Origin of the sequence: Quadrisphaera sp. DSM 44207 (genome assembly GCF_900101335.1) — a bacterium.
GTDB lineage: Bacteria > Actinomycetota > Actinomycetes > Actinomycetales > Quadrisphaeraceae > DSM-44207.
This window is the reverse complement of the sequence record NZ_FNKA01000002.1, coordinates 537,066-556,894: the sequence shown is the minus strand read 5'-3', so window position 1 is coordinate 556,894 and position 19,829 is coordinate 537,066. Positions and strand designations below refer to the sequence as shown.

14 protein-coding genes and 1 tRNA gene are annotated in these 19,829 nt (G+C 74.7%); 7 read left to right on the top strand and 8 right to left on the bottom strand.

The genetic code is table 11. The annotated features are described in order from the left end of the window. Positions 1-143 precede the first annotated feature (143 nt). From gltB to pyk, 3 genes are read left to right on the top strand one after another with little or no spacing between them, the layout of a single operon-like run. The gene (gltB, locus tag BLS82_RS08745; protein WP_092864113.1) at positions 144-4,736 is read left to right on the top strand and encodes a glutamate synthase large subunit; all 4,593 of its coding nucleotides are present in this window, start codon (positions 144-146) and stop codon (positions 4,734-4,736) included. Then, the gene (locus BLS82_RS08740; RefSeq protein WP_092864110.1) at positions 4,729-6,192 is read left to right on the top strand and encodes a glutamate synthase subunit beta; all 1,464 of its coding nucleotides are present in this window, start codon (positions 4,729-4,731) and stop codon (positions 6,190-6,192) included. Before gltB ends, BLS82_RS08740 begins: the two co-directional genes overlap by 8 nt. A gap of 21 nt (positions 6,193-6,213) precedes the next feature. Further along, on the top strand, positions 6,214-7,635 hold the full coding sequence (gene pyk, locus BLS82_RS08735; RefSeq protein WP_092864107.1) for a pyruvate kinase: 1,422 nt from the start codon (positions 6,214-6,216) through the stop codon (positions 7,633-7,635). A gap of 12 nt (positions 7,636-7,647) precedes the next feature. Here pyk and BLS82_RS15305 read toward each other — a convergent pair whose 3' ends face one another. Both BLS82_RS15305 and BLS82_RS08725 read right to left on the bottom strand, forming a co-directional pair. Further along, positions 7,648-7,878: a hypothetical protein gene (locus BLS82_RS15305; RefSeq protein WP_143028790.1), complete on the bottom strand. Its 231-nt coding sequence runs from the start codon at positions 7,876-7,878 to the stop codon at positions 7,648-7,650. A 149-nt stretch (positions 7,879-8,027) separates the two neighbouring features. After that, positions 8,028-8,101: transfer RNA gene (locus tag BLS82_RS08725), tRNA-Leu, on the bottom strand. A 46-nt stretch (positions 8,102-8,147) separates the two neighbouring features. On the opposite strand from BLS82_RS08725, the gene BLS82_RS08720 reads away from it, so the two are divergent. Together BLS82_RS08720 and BLS82_RS08715 are read left to right on the top strand one after the other, a co-directional pair. Further along, positions 8,148-8,762, top strand: coding sequence for an ANTAR domain-containing response regulator (locus BLS82_RS08720; RefSeq protein WP_092864100.1), 615 nt, complete (start codon positions 8,148-8,150; stop codon positions 8,760-8,762). 168 nt (positions 8,763-8,930) lie between these two features. After that, complete coding sequence (locus tag BLS82_RS08715; RefSeq protein WP_092864098.1) at positions 8,931-10,223, top strand: ABC transporter substrate-binding protein; 1,293 nt, start codon at positions 8,931-8,933, stop codon at positions 10,221-10,223. Positions 10,224-10,310: 87 nt separating this feature from the next. On the opposite strand, the gene BLS82_RS08710 is transcribed toward BLS82_RS08715, so the two are convergent. The 4 genes from BLS82_RS08710 to BLS82_RS08695 are packed head-to-tail and all read right to left on the bottom strand — an operon-like array spanning position 10,311 to position 14,486. After that, positions 10,311-11,090, bottom strand: coding sequence for an ABC transporter ATP-binding protein (locus BLS82_RS08710; protein ID WP_092864095.1), 780 nt, complete (start codon positions 11,088-11,090; stop codon positions 10,311-10,313). Then, positions 11,087-12,037, bottom strand: a complete 951-nt coding sequence (locus BLS82_RS08705) for an ABC transporter ATP-binding protein (RefSeq protein ID WP_092864092.1) — start codon at positions 12,035-12,037, stop codon at positions 11,087-11,089. The genes BLS82_RS08710 and BLS82_RS08705 overlap by 4 nt, the downstream gene beginning before the upstream one ends. Beyond that, complete coding sequence (locus tag BLS82_RS08700; protein ID WP_092864089.1) at positions 12,027-13,019, bottom strand: branched-chain amino acid ABC transporter permease; 993 nt, start codon at positions 13,017-13,019, stop codon at positions 12,027-12,029. The genes BLS82_RS08705 and BLS82_RS08700 overlap by 11 nt, the downstream gene beginning before the upstream one ends. Positions 13,020-13,034: 15 nt before the next feature. Then, positions 13,035-14,486 carry a branched-chain amino acid ABC transporter permease gene (locus BLS82_RS08695; protein WP_218123736.1) on the bottom strand — a complete coding sequence of 484 codons (1,452 nt, stop codon included), beginning with the start codon at positions 14,484-14,486 and terminating at the stop codon, positions 13,035-13,037. 365 nt (positions 14,487-14,851) lie between these two features. On the opposite strand from BLS82_RS08695, the gene BLS82_RS08690 reads away from it, so the two are divergent. Next, a complete protein-coding gene (locus BLS82_RS08690; protein WP_092864086.1) occupies positions 14,852-15,574 on the top strand; it encodes a GNAT family N-acetyltransferase in 723 nt (240 codons plus the stop codon). Here BLS82_RS08690 and BLS82_RS08685 read toward each other — a convergent pair. Continuing rightward, entirely contained in the window at positions 15,540-15,938 is a 399-nt protein-coding gene (locus tag BLS82_RS08685) for a hotdog fold thioesterase (RefSeq protein ID WP_092864082.1), read from the bottom strand. The genes BLS82_RS08690 and BLS82_RS08685 overlap by 35 nt on opposite strands. Positions 15,939-16,050: 112 nt before the next feature. On the opposite strand from BLS82_RS08685, the gene polA reads away from it, so the two are divergent. Further along, a complete protein-coding gene (gene polA, locus BLS82_RS08680; protein WP_369811074.1) occupies positions 16,051-18,789 on the top strand; it encodes a DNA polymerase I in 2,739 nt (912 codons plus the stop codon). A 47-nt stretch (positions 18,790-18,836) separates the two neighbouring features. Here the strand turns inward: polA and BLS82_RS08675 are convergent, their stop codons facing one another. Beyond that, a complete protein-coding gene (locus tag BLS82_RS08675) occupies positions 18,837-19,637 on the bottom strand; it encodes a class I SAM-dependent methyltransferase (RefSeq protein WP_369811073.1) in 801 nt (266 codons plus the stop codon). Between the last annotated feature and the right edge of the window lie 192 nt (positions 19,638-19,829).

The following is a 19,829-nucleotide window of genomic DNA, read 5'->3' as shown; positions in this document are numbered from 1 at the left end:
CGTTCGTGCCGGGCCGCCGTCGTCCCGCGCCGGAGGTACCACCAGAGCAACACCCTCCGCCACGCCGACCGCCACGCCTCACCACCACGTCGAACACTCCGCGCCGCCCGCGCAGCGGCCCGGCGCCACCGAGGACGGTGCCCATGGTCCAGCACGTCGCCCCCGCCCTGCAGCGCTTCTCCGCGCAGCCCGCCGACCAGGGGCTCTACGACGCCTCCGCCGAGCGCGACGCCTGCGGCGTCGCCTTCGTGGCGACCATGCGCGGCAGCGCGGGTCACGACATCGTCGACCACGCCCTGACGGCGCTGCGCAACCTCGACCACCGCGGCGCCACGGGCTCCGAGGTCGACACCGGCGACGGCGCCGGCATCCTCGTGCAGGTCCCCGACGCCTTCCTGCGCGAGGTGCTCGCCGAGCAGGGCACCGACCTGCCACCGGCCGGCGCCTACGCCGTCGGCCTGGGCTTCCTGCCGGACGACGACGCGGAGGAGGCGGGCGCGCGCGCCGCCGTGCAGGCCCTGGCCGAGCAGGAGGGCCTCGCCGTCCTGGCCTGGCGGCAGGTGCCGGTGGCCGCCGACCTCGTCGGGCGCACCGCGCGCGGGTGCATGCCGCGCTTCCGGCAGCTGCTGGTGGCCGGCGCCGGGCGCCACGAGGGCGCCACCGGCGTGGCGCTGGACCGCCTCGCCTTCGCGCTGCGCAAGCGCGCCGAGCGCGAGGCGGCGGTCTACTTCGCCTCCCTGTCCTCCCGCACGCTCGTCTACAAGGGCATGCTCACCACCGGCCAGCTGGAGCCGTTCTTCCCCGACCTGTCGGACCGGCGCCTGGCCACCGAGCTGGCGATCGTGCACTCGCGGTTCTCGACCAACACCTTCCCGTCCTGGCCGCTGGCGCACCCGTTCCGCTACATCGCCCACAACGGCGAGATCAACACCGTGCGCGGCAACCGCAACTGGATGAGCGCGCGCGAGTCGCAGCTGGCCACCGACGCCGTCGAGGGCGACCTGTCGCGCCTGTTCCCGGTGTGCACGCCGGGCGCGAGCGACTCGGCGTCCTTCGACGAGGTGCTCGAGCTGCTGCACCTGTCCGGCCGCTCCCTGCCGCACTCGGTGCTCATGATGATCCCGGAGGCGTGGGAGAACCACGCCGAGATGGACCCGGCCCGCCGCGCCTTCTACGAGTTCCACTCCACCTTCATGGAGCCGTGGGACGGCCCGGCCTGCGTGACCTTCAGCGACGGCACGCTCATCGGCGCCGTCCTCGACCGCAACGGCCTGCGCCCCTCGCGGTACTGGGTCTCCGACGACGGCCTGGTCGTCCTCGCCAGCGAGGTCGGCGTGCTCGACCTCGACCCCGCCAGCGTCGTGCGCAAGGGCCGCCTGCAGCCGGGCCGCATGTTCCTCGTCGACACCGCCGAGGGCCGCATCGTCGAGGACGAGGAGGTCAAGGGCGCGCTGGCCGCCGAGCACCCCTACGGGGAGTGGCTGCACGCGGGCATGGTGCGCCTGGAGGACCTGCCCGAGCGCGAGCACGTCCTGCACACCCACGCCTCGGTCACCCGCCGCCAGCAGGCGTTCGGGTACACCGAGGAGGAGATGCGGGTGCTGCTCGCCCCCATGGCGAGGGCCGGCGCCGAGCCGGTGGGGTCCATGGGCACCGACACCCCGATCGCGGTGCTGTCCACGCGCCCGCGGCTGCTCTTCGACTACTTCACCCAGCTCTTCGCCCAGGTGACGAACCCGCCGCTGGACGCCATCCGCGAGGAGGTCGTCACCAGCCTGTCCGTGACCATGGGGCCCGAGCGCAACGCGCTGGCCGCCACCCCGGCGCACTGTCGCCAGCTCACCCTGCCGTTCCCGGTGATCGACAACGACGAGCTCGCGAAGATCACCCACATCAACCGCGACGGGGACCTGCCCGGCTTCGCCACCGCCCGGGTGCGGGGCCTGTACCGGGTCGCGGGCGGCGGCGAGGAGCTCGAGCGGCGGCTGCGGGAGGTCTGCGCCGAGGTCTCCGCGGCCATCGCCGGCGGCGCCCGCTTCGTCGTCCTCTCCGACCGCGACTCGGACGCCGTGTGGGCGCCCATCCCCTCGCTGCTGCTGACCAGCGCCGTGCACCACCACCTGATCCGGGAGAAGACCCGCACCCAGGTGGGCCTCGTGATCGAGGCCGGCGACGTGCGCGAGGTGCACCACGTCGCCCTCCTCGTCGGCTACGGCGCGGCCGCCGTCAACCCGTACCTGGCGATGGAGTCCGTGGAGGACCTCGTGCGCAACGGCGTCCTGACCGGCGTGACGCCGGAGAGGGCCGTGCGCAACCTCATCTACGCGCTCGGCAAGGGCGTGCTCAAGGTGATGAGCAAGATGGGCATCTCCACCGTGGCCTCCTACCGCGGGGCGCAGGTCTTCGAGGCCATCGGGCTCTCGCAGGAGCTGGTCGACCGCTGGTTCACCGGCACCACCACCCAGCTCGGCGGCATCGGCATCGACGTCGTCGCCGAGGAGGTGGCCCAGCGCCACGCGCGGGCGTACCCGCCGGACGGCGTGCACCTGGCCCACCGGCGCCTGGACGTCGGCGGCGAGTACGCGTGGCGCCGTGAGGGCGAGCCGCACCTGTTCGACCCGGAGACCGTCTTCCGGCTCCAGCACGCCACGCGCGCCCGCCGCTACGACGTCTTCCGCCAGTACACCCGGGCGGTCGACGCCCAGTCGGAGCGGCTGATGACGCTGCGCGGGCTGTTCGCCTTCCGCGACGGCCAGCGCCCGCCCGTGCCGCTGGCCGAGGTCGAGCCGGTCTCGGAGATCGTCAAGCGCTTCTCCACCGGCGCGATGAGCTACGGCTCCATCTCCGCGGAGGCGCACGAGACCCTCGCCATCGCCATGAACCGCCTCGGGGCCCGCTCGAACTCCGGGGAGGGCGGCGAGGACGTCGAGCGCCTGCTCGACCCGGAGCGGCGCAGCCGGATCAAGCAGGTGGCCTCCGGGCGCTTCGGCGTCACCAGCGCCTACCTCACCTACGCCACCGACCTGCAGATCAAGATGGCGCAGGGCGCGAAGCCGGGCGAGGGCGGCCAGCTGCCCGGGTCGAAGGTGTACCCGAACATCGCCCGCACGCGGCACTCCACCCCCGGCGTGGGGCTGATCTCCCCGCCGCCGCACCACGACATCTACTCCATCGAGGACCTCGCCCAGCTCGTCCACGACCTGAAGAACGCCAACCCCGACGCGCGCGTGCACGTCAAGCTCGTCTCGGAGTTCGGCATCGGCACGGTCGCGGCGGGCGTGAGCAAGGCCCACGCCGACGTCGTCCTGGTCTCCGGGCACGACGGCGGAACGGGGGCCGCGCCCCTGACGTCCCTCAAGCACGCCGGGGCGCCCTGGGAGCTGGGCCTGGCCGAGACGCAGCAGACGCTGCTGCTCAACGGGCTGCGCGACCGGATCTCCGTGCAGGTCGACGGGCAGCTGAAGACCGGGCGGGACGTCGTCATCGCCGCGCTGCTCGGCGCCGAGGAGTACGGCTTCTCCACCGCACCGCTGGTGGTCTCCGGGTGCATCATGATGCGCGTCTGCCAGCTCGACACCTGCCCGGTCGGCGTCGCGACCCAGAACCCGGAGCTGCGGGCCCGCTTCGACGGCAGGCCGGAGTTCGTGATGACCTTCTTCGAGTACCTGGCGGAGGAGGTGCGCGAGCACCTGGCGGCGCTGGGCTTCCGCAGCCTGGACGAGGCGGTCGGGCGGGTCGACGTGCTCGACACCCGCCGCGCCGTCGACCACTGGAAGGCCTCCGGCCTCGACCTGAGCCCCGTGCTGCACGAGGTGGCCCTGCCCGAGGGCGCCTCGCTGCGCCGCAGCGCCGCGCAGGACCACGGCCTGGAGAAGGCCCTGGACCACCAGCTGATCGCCATGAGCCGCGACGCCCTCGAGCAGCGCGAGCCCGTGCGCGCGCGCACGGGCGTGCGCAACGTCAACCGCACCGTGGGCACGATGCTCGGGCACGAGGTGACCGCCCGCTTCGGACCCGACGGCCTGCCGGACGGCACCATCGACCTCACGCTGACCGGCTCGGCGGGCCAGTCCTTCGGGGCGTTCCTGCCTTCCGGCATCACGCTGCGCCTGGTCGGCGACGCCAACGACTACGTCGGCAAGGGCCTGTCGGGCGGGCGCGTCGTCGTGGCGCCGGACGAGCGGGCCGGCTTCGCCGCCGAGGACAACGTCATCGCCGGCAACACCATCGGCTACGGGGCGACGTCGGGGGAGGCGTTCCTGCGCGGCCGGGTCGGCGAGCGGTTCGCCGTGCGCAACTCCGGCGCCACCATCGTCGTCGAGGGCGCCGGCGACCACGGCTGCGAGTACATGACCGGCGGCACCGTGCTCGTGCTCGGGCCGACGGGGCGCAACTTCGGCGCCGGCATGTCCGGCGGCACCGCCTACCTCCTCGACGCCTCGCCGGCGCGCGTCAACGCCGCGGCGCTGTCCTCCGGCGAGCTGGTGCTCGACGACCTGGACGAGGCGGACGAGGCGCTGGTCTCGACCCTGCTGCGCCGCCACGCGGAGGAGACCGGCTCGACCGTGGCGCAGGCGCTGCTGGAGACCCCGGGCGCGGTCGCGTCCCGGGTGCGCCGGCTCGTGCCGCGCGACTACGCCCGCGTCACGCAGCTGCGGGCGCAGGCGGAGCAGCAGGGCCTGGACCCCGACGGGAGCCGGGTGTGGCAGCAGATCCTGGAGGTGACCCGTGGCTGACCCCCGAGGGTTCCTGGAGGTGCGCCAGCGCGAGACGGCGCCGCGCCGCCCGGTCCCCGTGCGGATCATGGACTGGCGCGAGGTCTACGAGCGCCCGGCCGAGGACCTGCTGCGCCGCCAGGCGGGCCGCTGCATGGACTGCGGCATCCCGTTCTGCCACAACGGCTGCCCGCTGGGGAACCCCATCCCCGAGTGGAACGACCTGGCCCGGCGCGGGGAGTGGCGCGAGGCGGTGAAGTGGGCCCACTCGACGAACAACTTCCCCGAGTTCACCGGCAAGCTGTGCCCGGCGCCCTGCGAGAGCGCGTGCGTCCTGGCGATCAACCAGGACGCCGTGACGATCAAGCAGGTCGAGGAGGCCATCGCCGACCGCGCCTGGGAGCAGGGCTGGGTCGCGCCGCAGCCGCCGGAGCGGCTGACCGGCCGCACCGTGGCCGTCATCGGCTCCGGGCCCGCGGGCCTGGCGGCGGCCCAGCAGCTGACCCGCGCCGGCCACACCGTGGCCGTCTACGAGCGCGACGACGCCGTCGGCGGCCTGATGCGCTACGGCGTGCCCGAGTACAAGATGGAGAAGCGGCACATCGACCGCCGCGTCGCGCAGATGAGCGCCGAGGGCACCCGGTTCCGCACCGGCGTGGACGTCGGGGTCGACGTGGACGCCGCCGCCCTCGCCGAGCGCTACGACGCCGTCGTCCTCACGGTGGGGGCCCTCGCGCCGCGCGACCTGCCCGTGGCGGGCCGGCAGCTGCGCGGGGTGCACCAGGCGATGGAGTACCTGCCGCAGGGCAACCGGGAGGCCCTCGGCCAGGCGGTGCCCGACCAGATCACCGCCACGGGCAAGGACGTCGTCGTCATCGGCGCCGGCGACACCGGCGCCGACTGCCTCGGCACGGTGCACCGCCAGCGCCCCCGCTCGGTCACGCAGCTGGCGATCGGCCCGCAGCCGCCCGAGGACCGCGCGAGCACCCAGCCCTGGCCGACGTACCCGCTCGTCTTCCGCACCTCCACCGCCCACGAGGAGGGCGGGGAGCGGCTGTACCAGGCCAGCACCACCGAGCTGGTCGACGACGGCACCGGCGCCGTGGCGGGCGTGCGGCTCGTGGAGGTGCGCCGCCTGCCGGACCGCACCTACGAGGTGGTCGACGGCTCCGAGCAGGTGCTGCCCGCCCAGCTGGTGCTGCTCGCCCTGGGGTTCACCGGCGTCGAGCCCATGCCGCTCGTCGAGCAGCTCGGCCTGGAGGTCGACCGCACCGGTGCGCTGGCGCGCGACGAGCGGTGGATGACCTCGCGCGAGGGCGTCTTCGTCGCCGGCGACGCCGGTCGCGGGGCCTCCCTCATCGTGTGGGCCATCGCCGAGGGCCGCGCCTGCGCCGCCGCCGTCGACGCCCACCTGCGCGGCGCGGAGAGCACCCTGCCGGCGCCGGTGACCCCGCGCACCCGCCCCCTGGCGGTCTGAGCCAGGCCATAGGCTCCCCGCATGCGCCGCGCGAAGATCGTCTGCACGCTGGGCCCGGCCGTCTCCTCCTACGAGCAGATCAGGGCGCTCGTGGAGGCCGGCATGGACGTCGCCCGCCTCAACCTCTCCCACGGCAGCCACGACGTCCACGCCGCCTCGTACGCGAACGTGCGGCGGGCCAGCGAGGAGACGGGCCGGCCGGTGGCGGTGCTCGTCGACCTGCAGGGCCCGAAGATCCGGCTCGGGCGCTTCGTCGACGGCCCCCACTTCCTCGCCGTGGGCGACCGGTTCACCATCACCGCGGAGGACGTGCCCGGCACGGCGGAGATCTGCTCCACCACGTACGAGGGGCTGCCCGGCGACGTCTCGCCCGGTGACCCGCTGCTCGTCGACGACGGCCGGGTCGCGCTGCGCGTGGTCTCCGTCGACGGCCCCCGCGTGCTCACCGAGGTCGTCGTCGCCGGGGCCGTGTCCAACAACAAGGGCATCAACCTGCCCGGCGTCTCGGTCAGCGTGCCCGCCCTCACCGACAAGGACGCCGAGGACCTGCGCTGGGGGCTGCGCCAGGGCGTCGACCTCATCGCGCTCTCCTTCGTGCGCAGCGGCGCCGACGTGTTCGACGTGCGCTCGATCATGTCGGAGGAGGGCGTGAGCGTCCCCGTCCTCGCCAAGGTCGAGAAGCCGCAGGCGGTGGAGGACCTGCGCGGCGTCGTGGACGCCTTCGACGGCGTCATGGTGGCCCGCGGCGACCTCGGGGTGGAGCTGCCGCTCGAGCAGGTGCCGCTGGTGCAGAAGCGGGCCGTGGAGCTGTGCCGGCGCAACGCCAAGCCCGTCATCGTCGCCACCCAGATGCTCGAGTCGATGATCACCGCGCCGCGGCCGACGCGCGCGGAGGCCTCCGACGTCGCCAACGCCGTCCTCGACGGCGCGGACGCCCTCATGCTCTCCGGCGAGACCAGCGTGGGGGAGTACCCGGTGCAGACCGTGCGCACGATGGCCCGGATCATCGAGAGCACCGAGGACCTGGGCCTGGACCGCATCCGCCCGCTCGGCACCACGCCGCACACGCAGGGCGGCGCCGTCACGTGGGCGGCGCGCGAGATCGGCGAGATGATCGGCGCGGACTACCTGGCGACCTTCACCGTCACGGGCGACTCCGCCCGGCGCATGGCCCGGCTGCGCTCCGGCATCCCGACGCTGGCGTTCACCCCCGAGCCCGCCGTGCGCAACCAGCTGTCCCTCACCTGGGGCATCCGGGCGTTCCTGGTGCCGTTCGTGCAGACCACCGACGAGATGGTCGCGCAGGTCGACCAGGCCCTGCTCGCCGCCGCCGACGTCACCGAGGGCCAGACGGTCGTCATCGTGGCCGGGGCGCCCCCGGGCACGCCGGGCTCGACGAACGCCGTGCGGGTGCACCGGATCGGCAACACGCAGGGCGGCTGAGCCCGCTCGACGTCAGTGCTCGGGCCCGACGTGCTGGCCCAGGACCGCCACGGACCCGCGCCGCGCGACGGAGACCTGGCGCTCGGCGGGCCGGGTCCACTGCTCCGGGCGGATCTCCTGCTCGTGCTTGCGCCCCGGCCCGTGCTGGGGGAAGACGCACGGCCAGTGCTCCCACATCGTCTCGACGCTGGTGCGCCCCGGCTCGGCGCACCGGAGGACCGCGCCCGCGTGGACGGCCCTCATGGACTCCTCGCACTCGTCCACGAGGCCCGGGTGGTCGTCGCAGCAGGCGACGCGCAGGGCGTGGACGCCGCGGGCGTGCGCGCTGGTGCAGCCGTCGCCGAGGTGGAGCCCGGCGGCTGGCGCGGCACCGTGCCGCGGAGGTCCGACGGTGCCCCGGGTGGGACTCGAACCCACACTGAATCGCTTTTGAGACGATCTTCTCTGCCGATTGGAATACCGGGGCTCGGGCGGGCGGTCGCCGCTGCCCTGCGCCTGGATAGGGTACCGGCGTGAGCGAGGAGCAGGAGCCCGGCGCCCAGTCCGTCCCGCCGCGGCGGCGCGTCGTGGTCGCCGAGGACGAGGCGATCATCCGCCTGGACGTCGTGGAGATCCTCCGCGACGCCGGCTACGACGTGGTCGGGGAGGCCGGGGACGGCGAGAGCGCCGTCCGGCTCGTCGAGGAGACCCTGCCCGACCTCGTGGTCATGGACGTGAAGATGCCGGTGCTGGACGGCATCAGCGCCGCCGAGCGGATCGGCCGCGCCCGCCTCGCCCCGGTCGTGCTGCTGACCGCCTTCTCCCAGCGCGAGCTGGTCGACCGCGCCCGCGACGCGGGGGCCATGGCCTACGTCGTCAAGCCGTTCACCTCCGCCGACCTGCTGCCGGCGGTGGAGATCGCCGTCTCCCGCTTCCAGGAGATCTCGGAGCTGGAGAAGGAGGTCTCCGACCTCACCGAGCGCTTCGAGACCCGCAAGCGCGTCGAGCGCGCGAAGGGCCTGCTGATGACCCGCATGGGCCTGACCGAGCCCGAGGCGTTCCGGTGGATCCAGAAGACGTCGATGGACCGCCGGCTGACCATGCGCGAGGTGGCCGACGCCGTCCTGTCGCAGGTCGGCTCCGCCTGACGGTCCGTCACCCGTCGTGATCCACGGTGGCGCGCCGGGTCCTCGCAGGTCACGACTCCACAACGACCGTCCCTCGGGTGTCCGCGCCCGCGCCGCGGCCGGTTAGGTTCCCCCCACCCTGAGCGGCGCAGGAGTCTCCTGCGCCGAGTCCCCAACGGAGGAGACCCCATGAACGGACCTCTGCGCGGTGCGCGCGCGGTCGCGGTCCTCGGCGTCGCCGGTCTCGCGCTCACCGCGTGCGGTGGCGGCGGCGAGGAGACGGCGGCGGAGCCCAGCGCGTCCGAGAGCGGCAGCAGCAGCAGCGCCCCGGCCGAGCAGAACACCGGCGACGGCGTCCTGACCATCGGCTCGCTGCTGCCGCAGACCGGCAGCCTCGCCTTCCTCGGTCCGCCGGAGTTCGCCGGCGTCGAGCTGGCCATCTCCGACATCAACGCCGCCGGCGGCTTCAACGGCCAGGACGTCGGGTACGTCGAGGGCGACTCCGGTGACGCCACCACCGACATCGCCTCCCAGACGGTGCAGCGCCTGCTGGGCGCGAACGCCGACGCGATCGTCGGCGCGGCGTCCTCCGGGGTCTCCCAGACCGTCATCGACGCCATCACCGGCGCCGGCGTCGTCCAGTTCAGCCCGGCCAACACCTCGCCGGTCTTCACCGACTACGAGGACGACGGCCTGTACTTCCGCACCGCGCCGTCCGACGTCCTGCAGGGCCGCGTGATGGGGGACCTGGTGGTCAGCGACGGCCACCTCGACGTGGCGCTGCTGACGATCGACGACCCGTACGGCTCGGGGCTGGCGGAGAACATCACCTCCTCGGTGGAGGCCGGCGGCGGCTCGGTCGTGGCGAACGTCGTCTTCAACCCCGACGCGCCGACCTTCGACGCGGAGGTCTCCGAGGTCCTCGCGGCGCAGCCGGAGGCCCTGGTCGTCATCGGCTTCGACCAGACGGTCCGGATCGTCAACGCGCTCGTCGCCCAGGGCTCCGGCCCGCAGGACCTGCCGACCTACTTCGTCGACGGCAACCTGTCGAACTACGGCGAGGAGTTCGCCCCCGGCACGCTCGAGGGCGTCAAGGGCACCCTGCCGGGCTCGGCGACGTCCGCGGAGTTCCAGGCCCGCCTCAAGGAGGTGGACCCGGCGCTGAACGGCTTCGAGTACGCCCCCGAGGCCTACGACGCGACCGTGCTGATCGGGCTGGCGGCCAATGTCGCGGGCTCCGACGCCGGCACGGCGATCGCCGCGGAGCTGCAGGGCGTCAGCCGCGAGGGCACCGCGTGCACCTCGTACGAGGAGTGCGCGGGCCTGCTCGACGCCGGTGAGGACATCGACTACAACGGCTTCTCCGGCCCGGTCGAGTTCGACGAGAACGGCGATCCGACGCGCGCGACGATCGGGATCTACCAGTACGGCCCCGACAACATGTACAGCAACATCGAGTACCGCGAGGGCTCGCTGGGCTGACCGCTCCGCTCGAGCGCGGAGGGCGTCACCCGGGACCGGGTGGCGCCCTCCGTCGTCCTGCGCCCGGCCCGGTGGGCCGCGCGCGCGTCAGACCTTCGCGAGCGTGCCCAGGTAGAGCTCGGTGACCTTCGGGTCGCTGGCCAGCTCCCGTCCGGTGCCCGTGTAGGCGTTGCGGCCCTGGTCGAGCACGTAGGCCCGGTCGCAGATCTGCAGGCACCGCCGGGCGTTCTGCTCGACCATCACCACGGAGACGCCGGCGCGGTTGATCTGGCGCGTGCGCAGGAACACCTCGTCCTGCATCACGGGGGACAGGCCCGCGCTGGGCTCGTCGAGCAGGAGCACCGAGGGGTCCATCATCAGCGCGCGGCCCATGGCGACCATCTGCCGCTCGCCGCCGGAGAGGGAGCCCGCCCGCTGGGCGCGGCGCGCACCGAGGGCCGGGAAGAGGTCGGTGACCGCCTCGAAGCGCTCCTTGAACCTCGCCGGGCTCTGGTAGGCGCCCATCTGCAGGTTCTCCTCGATGGTCAGGGAGGGGAAGACGTTGTTGGTCTGCGGCACGAAGCCGACGCCCTGGCGCACGAGCTGGTCGGCGCGCAGCCCCGTGATGTCCTCCCCGCGCAGGCGCACCGTCCCGCTGCGGATCTTCACCAGCCCGAACAGCGCCTTGAGCAGCGTCGACTTGCCGGCGCCGTTGGGGCCGATGATGCCGACGAGCTCGCCCTCGCGGCAGTGCAGGTCGGTGCCGTCGAGGATGTTGACGCCGGGGAAGTAGCCGGCGACGAGCTCGTCCGCGCGCAGCAGCGCGCCCTCGGCGGCCGCGACGTGCGCGGAGCGGTCGCCGGTCTGCACGGACGCCGGGTGGCTCATCGGTGCTCTCCCTCGATCTCGGCCTCGACGGCGCGCTCGACCTCGGCGAGCTGGGCGCGCTCGTCCTCCTCGGTCAGCGGCGCGTCGTGGTGGCTGCCCAGGTAGGCGTCGATGACGGCCGGGTCGGCCATGACGGCGTCCGGGGGGCCCTCGGCGACGACGGTGCCCTGCGCCATGACGACGACCCAGTCCGAGATGTCGCGGACCATGTCCATGTCGTGCTCGACGAAGAGCACGGTCATGCCCTGCTCGCGCAGGTCCTTCACGTGCCCGAGCAGCGACTGCGTCAGCGCGGGGTTCACCCCGGCCATGGGCTCGTCGAGCATGACCATCTGCGGGGAGCTCATCAGGGCGCGCGCCATCTCCAGCAGCTTGCGCTGGCCGCCGGAGAGGCTGCCGGCGAAGTCGTCGGCCTTCGCGTCGAGCTTGAAGCGGCGCAGCAGCTCGTGGGCGCGCTCGGTGTTGGCCCGCTCCTGGGAGCGCCAGGCGCCCGGCACCAGGGCCCGCAGCAGGCTCTCCCCGCGCTGCCCGGAGGCGCCGAGGAGCATGTTCTGCAGCACGCTCATGCGCGAGAGCGCCTTGGTGAGCTGGAAGGTGCGGACCATGCCGCGGCGGGCGACCTTGTGCGCGGGCACGCGCGCGAGGTCGCTGCCCTCGAAGGTCCACGTGCCGGCGTCCGGGCGGTCGAAGCCGGTAAGCAGGTTGAAGAACGTCGTCTTGCCGGCGCCGTTGGGGCCGATCAGGGCGGTGATCGCGCCCCGCTGGACCTCCACGTGGGCGACGTCGACGGCGGTGAGGCCGCCGAAGCGCCGAACGACGCCGTCGGCGACGAGGATCGGGTCGGGCTTGGGGGCCCCGGGCACGCGCGGGACGTCGGCCAGGGCGCGCGTGGCGGCGTCCTTGGCGGGGGTGGAGGACGCCGCGGTGTGGGGCGGGTCAGCGAGCATCGATCGCCAGCTCCTTGCGGTCGCCGAAGATGCCTTGCGGTCGGAAGATCATGAGCAGCATGAGGGCCAGGCCCACGAGCATGAAGCGCACCTGGCCGACCTGGGACGTCGTGAGCAGGGACTCGGGGACGACGCCGGAGCCGATGAGCCCGATGAGCACGTTCTCGGTCAGCGACAGGACGACCCAGAAGACCGCCGCCCCGACGACGGGGCCCAGCACGCGGGCGGCGCCGCCGAGCAGCAGCACCGTGTACATGAAGAAGGTGAACGCGGTGCCGTAGTTGTCCGGCTGCACCGCGGCGCGCCCGAGGGCGAAGACGAAGCCCGCGAGCGCCCCGACGACGCCGCCGAGGACGAGGGCCTGCAGCTTGTAGGCGTAGACGTTCTTGCCGAGCGCGCGCACGGCGTCCTCGTCCTCGCGGATGCCCTTCAAGACCCGCCCCCACGGGCTGCGCATGAGCAGCCAGGTGAGCAGGGAGGCGAGCGCGACCAGCGCCCAGCCGACGAGGAGGATCCACGCGGACCGCTCGGTGTAGGTGAACGGCCCGAACCCGTAGCTGCCGGGGGGGAGCGGGTTGAGGGCGTAGAAGCCCTCCGCGAACGCCGTGAGGCCGTTGGAGCCGCCCGTGTACTCCGTCATCGTGTTCGAGCGGGCCACCAGGCGCACGATCTCGGCGGCCGCGATCGTGGCGATGGCGAGGTAGTCGGCGCGCAGCCGCAGGGTGGGCACGCCGAGCAGCAGCGCGAACAGGACGGCGCCGGCGATGCCGGCCCCGACGCCGACCCACAGCGGCAGCCCGGCCACCGAGACCATGGTCGCGATGCCGTAGGCGCCGATGGCGGCGAAGGCCGACTGGCCGAAGTTCAGCAGGCCGGCGTACCCGAACTGGATGTTCAGGCCGATCGCGGCGAGGGCGTAGATGACGGTGTCGAGCCCCACGGCGGCGCCGACGGCGTTGGAGAGGATCGATCCCCAGTCCACGGGCGGACCCCTTCCTCAGCCGACCCGCTGGGCGCGGCCGAGGATGCCCTGGGGCCGCACGAGCAGGATGATGATCAGGATGGCGAGCGCGCCGACGTTGCGCAGCTCGGTGGGCACCACGAGGGTGCTGACCTCGACGAAGACGCCGACGACGATGCTGCCGAGGATCGCCCCGAACGCCGTGCCGAGGCCGCCGAGGGTGACCGCGGCGAAGACGAGCAGCAGGATCTGGAAGCCCATCTGGAAGCTCAGGCCCTGCTGGAGGCCGAGCATGATGCCGGACAGGCCTGCCAGGGCGGCGCCGACGATCCAGACCGTGCGGATCACGCGGTCGACGTCGATGCCGGACGCCGAGGCCAGCGCCGGGTTGTCGGAGACGGCGCGCGTGGCCTTGCCCAGGCGCGTGCGCAGCAGGGCGAGGGCGACGACGACGAGCACGACCGCGGAGACGGCCATGCTCACCACGTCGACGGGCCGCAGCCGCACCAGGCCGAGGCCGAGCAGGTCGACGCCGGCCTGCCCCTGGAAGCCGACGTAGTTGGCCGAGTCGCCGCCGAAGAGGAACAGGAACAGGTAGCGCAGGAACAGCGACAGGCCGATGGAGACGATCATCATGGCGATCAGGCCCGTGCCGCGCCGCCGCAGGGGCTGCCACAGGCCGCGGTCGTTGAGCCATCCGAAGGCCCCGCTGACCGCGATGCCGAGCACCGCGGCGAGCAGCACCGGCAGCCCCGCGACGACGTTGAAGAGGTACGTCGTCAGCGCCCCGAAGGTGATCAGCTCGCTGTGCGCGAAGTTCGTCAGCCCCGTGGTGCCGAAGATCAGCGACAGGCCGATCGCCGCCAGGGCGACCACGAGGCCGAAGCGCAGCCCGTTCGCGACCAGCTGCAGCACCCGGGTGCTGCCGCCGGCGGCCTCCGCGCCGGCCGCGGCGCCGGCCTCCTCGAGGCGGAACGCGACCGTGCGCGTCTGCCCGGCCTCGACCGTGGTGGTGATGGGGTTCTGCCGCGGCTGCAGGTCGGCTGCGGCGTCCGGCAGGGCGTCGACGTCGAGCAGCACCTCGTAGTCGCCGGGCGCGGGGACCGGCAGGTCCGCGGTGCCCTGCGCGTCCGTCTCGCCGGCGGCCACCTCCTGGCCGTCCTGCTCGACGCTGACCGCGACGCCGGCGAGGTCCTCCCCGGCGCCGGTGCGCACGCGGGCCCGCACCACCTCGGTCGCGGTCCCGGCGGCCGGCTCCGCTCCCGGCGGCGCGGACTCCGCCGGCGCCTGGTCGGACCCGGGCGACGCCGACGGGTCGGCGCCCGGCGGGGTCTCCGCGGGGGAGCCCGGCGTCGCGGCCGCCGCGGGGAGCGGGACGGCCGCGACGGGGGTGGCCGCGGCGGGGGCGGCGACCGCGCCGCCGGCTCCGAGCAGGAGGGCGGTGGCGGCGATCAGGGTCCCCAGAGCGCTGGCGGCGGCTCTGCGCACGCGGGCACCTCCGTAGGTGGTCGTCCGGGCGCCGCCGATCGGCGGGCGCCCTCCCGGCGAGGGACCGGCTGCGGGAGCATAGCCACGGCGTCCGCGCTGGTGGCGCCCTGCTGGGCGCCTCCGGGGCGCGCCGTGACCGTTCCGGGTCCTGCGGTGACCGGGTCGGTGACCGGGTGCGAGGAGCCCACCCGCGCCCCCGGACGACGACCTCGGCGGGCACCGCTCCTCCGCCGAGCGCGGTGCCCGCGCCGGGGAGCACGCCACGACCTCACCGACGGCCGCGCCTGACGTGCGCGGCGGAGCCCAGGCACTACGCTCGCGGCGGCGCCGGAGCCGACCGGCACGCCGGGAGGAGGCTCGCGGCCATGAAGCGACGGACGGTCGAGGTGCGCCGGGTCGGCGCCGACGACATCGACCTCGTGATCCTGCTCGCCGAGCGCGCCCGCGGCGCGGACGGCGCCGAGCGCGGGCCCGTCCACGCCGTCGTCAGCGCCCCTCGCGAGCGGGTGGAGGCCGTGCTCGCCCGCCCGGACGTCGAGGTGCACGTGGCGCTCGCGGACGACGGCCCCGTGGGCGTGGTGGTGCTGCGCCTGGGCGACCTGCTCGGGCTGACCGGGGGCGCCGCCGTCCACGTCGACCAGCTGTACGTCCACCCCGCGTGGCGCCACCGCGGTGTGGCGCGCCAGCTGCTCGCGGCGGCGGTGTGCTCCGCCGAGCGCGTGGGCGCCGAGGAGGTCGCCTGCGTCGTGCCGCCCGGCGGCCGCGAGGTGCAGCGCTTCTTCGCCCGGCTCGGCTTCGCGCCGCTGGTCACGCTGCGCGTGGTCGCCGCGGGCCGCCTGCGCGCCCGCCTGGCCGGGGACCACGAGGACGGCCGCCGCCGGGTGGCCCTGGACCAGCTCGTCGCGCGCCGCCGCCGCCAGCTGGCCGTGCCCGCCGGCACGCCCGGGGCCGATCCCGTCGGCGCGGCGGCGACCGTCGGCCTGCCGGTGGCCGTGGGCGCGGCCGGGGCCGTGGCGGCGCGCCCGGGCCTGCAGCCGGTGCCGGGGGCGCGGCTCAGCGCGGCCGGGCGGCGCGCAGCAGGCAGGTGATGCGGGCGGTGCACGCGCGCCGCCCGGCGTCGTCGGTGACGACGACCTCGTAGGTCACCGCCGTCCGCCCCTCGTGCACGGGCACCGCGGTGGCGGTGACCTCGCCGGTGCGCACCGCCCGGTGGTGCGTGGCGTTGACGTCGACCCCGACCGCGGTGCGCCCCGGGCCCGCGAGCAGCACGGCGCCGAGGGAGCCGAGGGTCTCGGCGAGCACGACGCTCGCCCCGCCGTGCAGCAGGCCGTGCGGCTGGGTGTTGCCCGCGACCGGCATGGTGGCGACCAGTCGCTGCGGGTCCGCGCTCACCAGGCGGATCCCCATCCGCTCGGCGAGGGCCCCCACGGGCACGGGGGTGCTGTCGTCCATGCGCCCTAGGCTGGCAGGCGTGAGCACGACGCCGGTCACCACGCCCGCCTCCGCCGTGCCGGAGCAGCCCGGGCCGCTGCCGGAGCTGGCGCCGGAGCTGGAGGACGAGCCGCTGCCGGAGCCGGGGGCCGATCTCCAGGGGGCCGGCGCGCAGCCGGGGGAGCGGCCCCGGCTGCTGCTCGTCGACGGGCACTCCCTGGCGTACCGGGCGTTCTTCGCCCTGCCGGCGGAGAACTTCTCCACCACCACGGGCCAGGTGACCAACGCGGTCTACGGGTTCACGGCCATGCTCATCAACGTCCTGCGCGACGAGGAGCCCACCCACGTCGCCGTCGCCTTCGACGTCTCCCGCCAGACCTTCCGCACGGAGGCGTACGCGGAGTACAAGGCCGGTCGGGCCAGCACGCCGTCCGAGTTCGCCGGCCAGGTGCCCCTGATCAAGGAGGTGCTGGCCGCGCTGCGCATCCCCGTGATCTCGGTCGAGGGCTACGAGGCGGACGACGTCATCGCCACCGTCGTGCGGCAGGCCCGCGCGCAGGGCTTCGAGGTGCTCGTGTGCACCGGCGACCGCGACGCCTTCCAGCTCGTCGACGAGCAGGTGACGGTGCTCTACCCCCGCAAGGGCGTCTCCGACCTCGCGCGCATCACCCCCGACGCCGTGGAGGAGAAGTACGGCGTGCGCCCCGAGCGCTACCCCGACCTCGCCGCGCTCGTGGGGGAGAGCAGCGACAACCTGCCCGGCGTGCCCGGGGTCGGGCCGAAGACGGCCGCCAAGTGGCTGTCCACGCACGGTGACCTGATGGGCCTGGTCGCCGCCGTCGACCAGCTGCCCGGCAAGGCGGGCGCCAGCCTGCGCGGGCACCTGGACCAGGTGCTGCGCAACCGGCAGCTGAACGGGCTCGTCGCCGACCTCGACCTCCCCGTCACCGTCGACGCCCTGGCGCGGCGGCCGTGGGACCGCGAGGAGGTGCACCGGGTCTTCGACGGCCTGGAGTTCCGCGTCCTGCGCGACCGGCTGTTCGCCACGCTGACCGTCGACGAGCCGACGGCCGAGGGCGGGTTCGAGGTCGTCGCCGAGCGGCCGGCCGGTGCGGCCCTGGCCGCCTGGCTCGCCGAGCACGCCGCCGGCCCGGGCGCCGCGGGCGTCTGCGTGCTCGGGCACTGGTCCGGCGGCCGCGGCGACGCCAGCGGCCTCGCCGTGGCGACGGGCGACGGCGCGGCCGCGTGGGTGGACCTGCGCGAGGTCGAGCCCGACGCCGAGGCGGCGCTGGCGGCGTGGCTGGCCAACCCGCAGCGGCCCAAGGTGCTGCACGACGCCAAGGGCCCGCTGCACGCGCTCGCCGGCCGCGGCCTGCCCCTGGCCGGCCTGGCCGACGACACCGCGCTGGCGGCCTACCTGTGCCGCCCGGACCAGCGCAGCTACGACCTCGCCGACCTCGCCGTGCGCCACCTGCAGCGCGAGCTGCGGGCCGAGGGCGCCTCGCCCGTGGCGGCGTCCGGGCAGCTGACCCTCGAGGTCGGCGACGACGCCGCGAGCGCGGAGGGCGACCTGGCCGCGGTGCGCGCCGCGGCCGTGCTGGAGCTGTCCGCCGTGCTCGCGCAGCAGGTGCGCGAGCACGGCGGCGAGCAGCTGCTGCACGAGCTGGAGCTGCCGCTGGTGGGCGTGCTCTCGACGATGGAGGACGTCGGCATCGCCGTCGACGTCGACCGGCTGGAGGCCCTGGAGTCGGAGTTCGCCGACGCGGTGGCCGCGGCCGCGGAGGACGCCTACGCGGCCATCGACGGGCAGCAGATCAACCTCGGCTCGCCCAAGCAGCTGCAGGTGGTGCTCTTCGAGCAGCTCGGCATGCCGAAGACCAAGCGCACCAAGACGGGCTGGACCACCGACGCGGACGCCCTCGCGGAGCTGTTCGCCCGCACCCAGCACCCGTTCCTCGAGGCACTGCTGCGCCACCGCGACGCCAGCCGGCTGCGCCAGACCGTCGAGGGGCTGCTCAAGGCGGTCGCCGACGACGGCCGCATCCACACCACCTACCAGCAGACCATCGCCGCCACGGGCCGCCTGTCCTCGACGGACCCGAACCTGCAGAACATCCCGATCCGGACGGCGGAGGGCCGCCGGATCCGGGAGGCGTTCGTCGTCGGGCCCGGCTACGAGCAGCTGCTGACCGCCGACTACAGCCAGATCGAGATGCGGATCATGGCGCACCTGTCCGGCGACGAGGGTCTCATCGAGGCGTTCCGCTCCGGGGAGGACCTGCACCGCTTCGTCGGCTCCCGCGTCTTCGGCGTCCCGCCCGAGCAGGTCACCCCCGACATGCGGGCGAAGATCAAGGCGATGTCCTACGGGCTGGCGTACGGCCTGAGCGCCTTCGGCCTCTCCCGGCAGCTGGGGATCTCCGGAGAGGAGGCCCGCACCCTGATGGAGGACTACTTCGCCCGCTTCGGCCGGGTGCGCGACTACCTGCACGGCGTCGTGGAGGAGGCCCGCTCCACCGGCTACACCGAGACCATCCTGGGACGGCGCCGCTACCTGCCCGACCTGACCAGCGACAACCGCCAGCGCCGCGAGATCGCGGAGCGGATGGCCCTCAACGCCCCCATCCAGGGCTCGGCCGCGGACATCATCAAGGTCGCGATGCTCGACGTCGACCGCGCGCTGAGCGCCGGCGGGCTGGCCTCCCGCGTGCTGCTGCAGGTGCACGACGAGCTGGTCGTGGAGGTGGCGGCGGGCGAGTCCGACGCCGTGCGGGCGCTGCTGCGCCAGCAGATGGCGGGCGCCGCGCAGCTGTCGGTGCCGCTGGAGGTCTCCGTGGGCGCCGGCACCTCCTGGCACGAGGCCGGCCACTGAGGCGCTGAGGCGCGCCCCCCGCCGGGGAGGCGCTCAGGCGGCGCGGCTCAGGGGCGGGAGCACACGAGCACCGCCGTGCCCGGCAGCAGGCGGCCGCGCAGGGCGCTCCAGCCGCCCCACGCCGGCTGGGGGCGCTCGGGCCACTCCGGCTCGACGAGGTCGACCAGGTGCATCCCGGCGGCGCCGACCAGGCGCACCCAGTCGCCGATCGTGCGGTGGTGCTCGGCGTACAGCAGGCGACCGTCGGCGTCCCGCTCGACGTAGGGGGTGCGGTCGAAGTAGGAGCGGTCGGCCGTCAGCCCGCCCGGCCCGGGGTCGTCGGGGAACGCCCACCGCACCGGGTGCGTGGTGGAGAACACCCACCGGCCGCCGGGCTGCAGGACCCGGGCCACCTCGGCCAGCACCCGGCCGGCGTCGGCGACGAACGGCAGCGCCCCGTAGGCGGAGAAGGCCACCGCGACCGCCGCGTCGGCCAGCGGCAGCGCCGCGGCGTCCGCCTGCAGCACCGGCACGCGCGTGCCCAGCTGCGCGTCCAGGGCGCGGCTGCGCGCCAGCATGCCGGCCGACAGGTCGACGCCGACGGCGCGGGCGCCCTGCGCGGCGGCCCAGCGCGCGCCCTGCCCCGCGCCGCACCCCACCTCGAGCACCGCGCGGCCCCGCAGCGCTCCGGGCGGGCCGAGCAGCCGCGCGTCCTCCTCGTCGAGGCCCTCAGGGCCCCACACCAGGCGGTCGCGGCCGAGCGTGGCGCCGTGGGCCTGCAGGTAGCCGGTCGACTCCCCGTCCCACCAGCGCCGGTTCGCCCGCGCGCTCTCGCGGGCGCCGGCGGGGCCGTACCCGGCCGACGCCAGCGCCCCGCCCGCCCCGTCGTCGTGCTCGTGCTCGTGCTCGTGATCGTGCTCGTGATCGTGCTCGGACACGCCGCCTCCTCCGCCCGCCCGCGTTGACCCTGCTCGTGCGCGCTGCGTACCCTGTAGGGTGGGTGCGCTGCGTGCCGTTCGCACGCCGCCCCCCGTCGCCACAGACCCGCCCCACGAATCCCT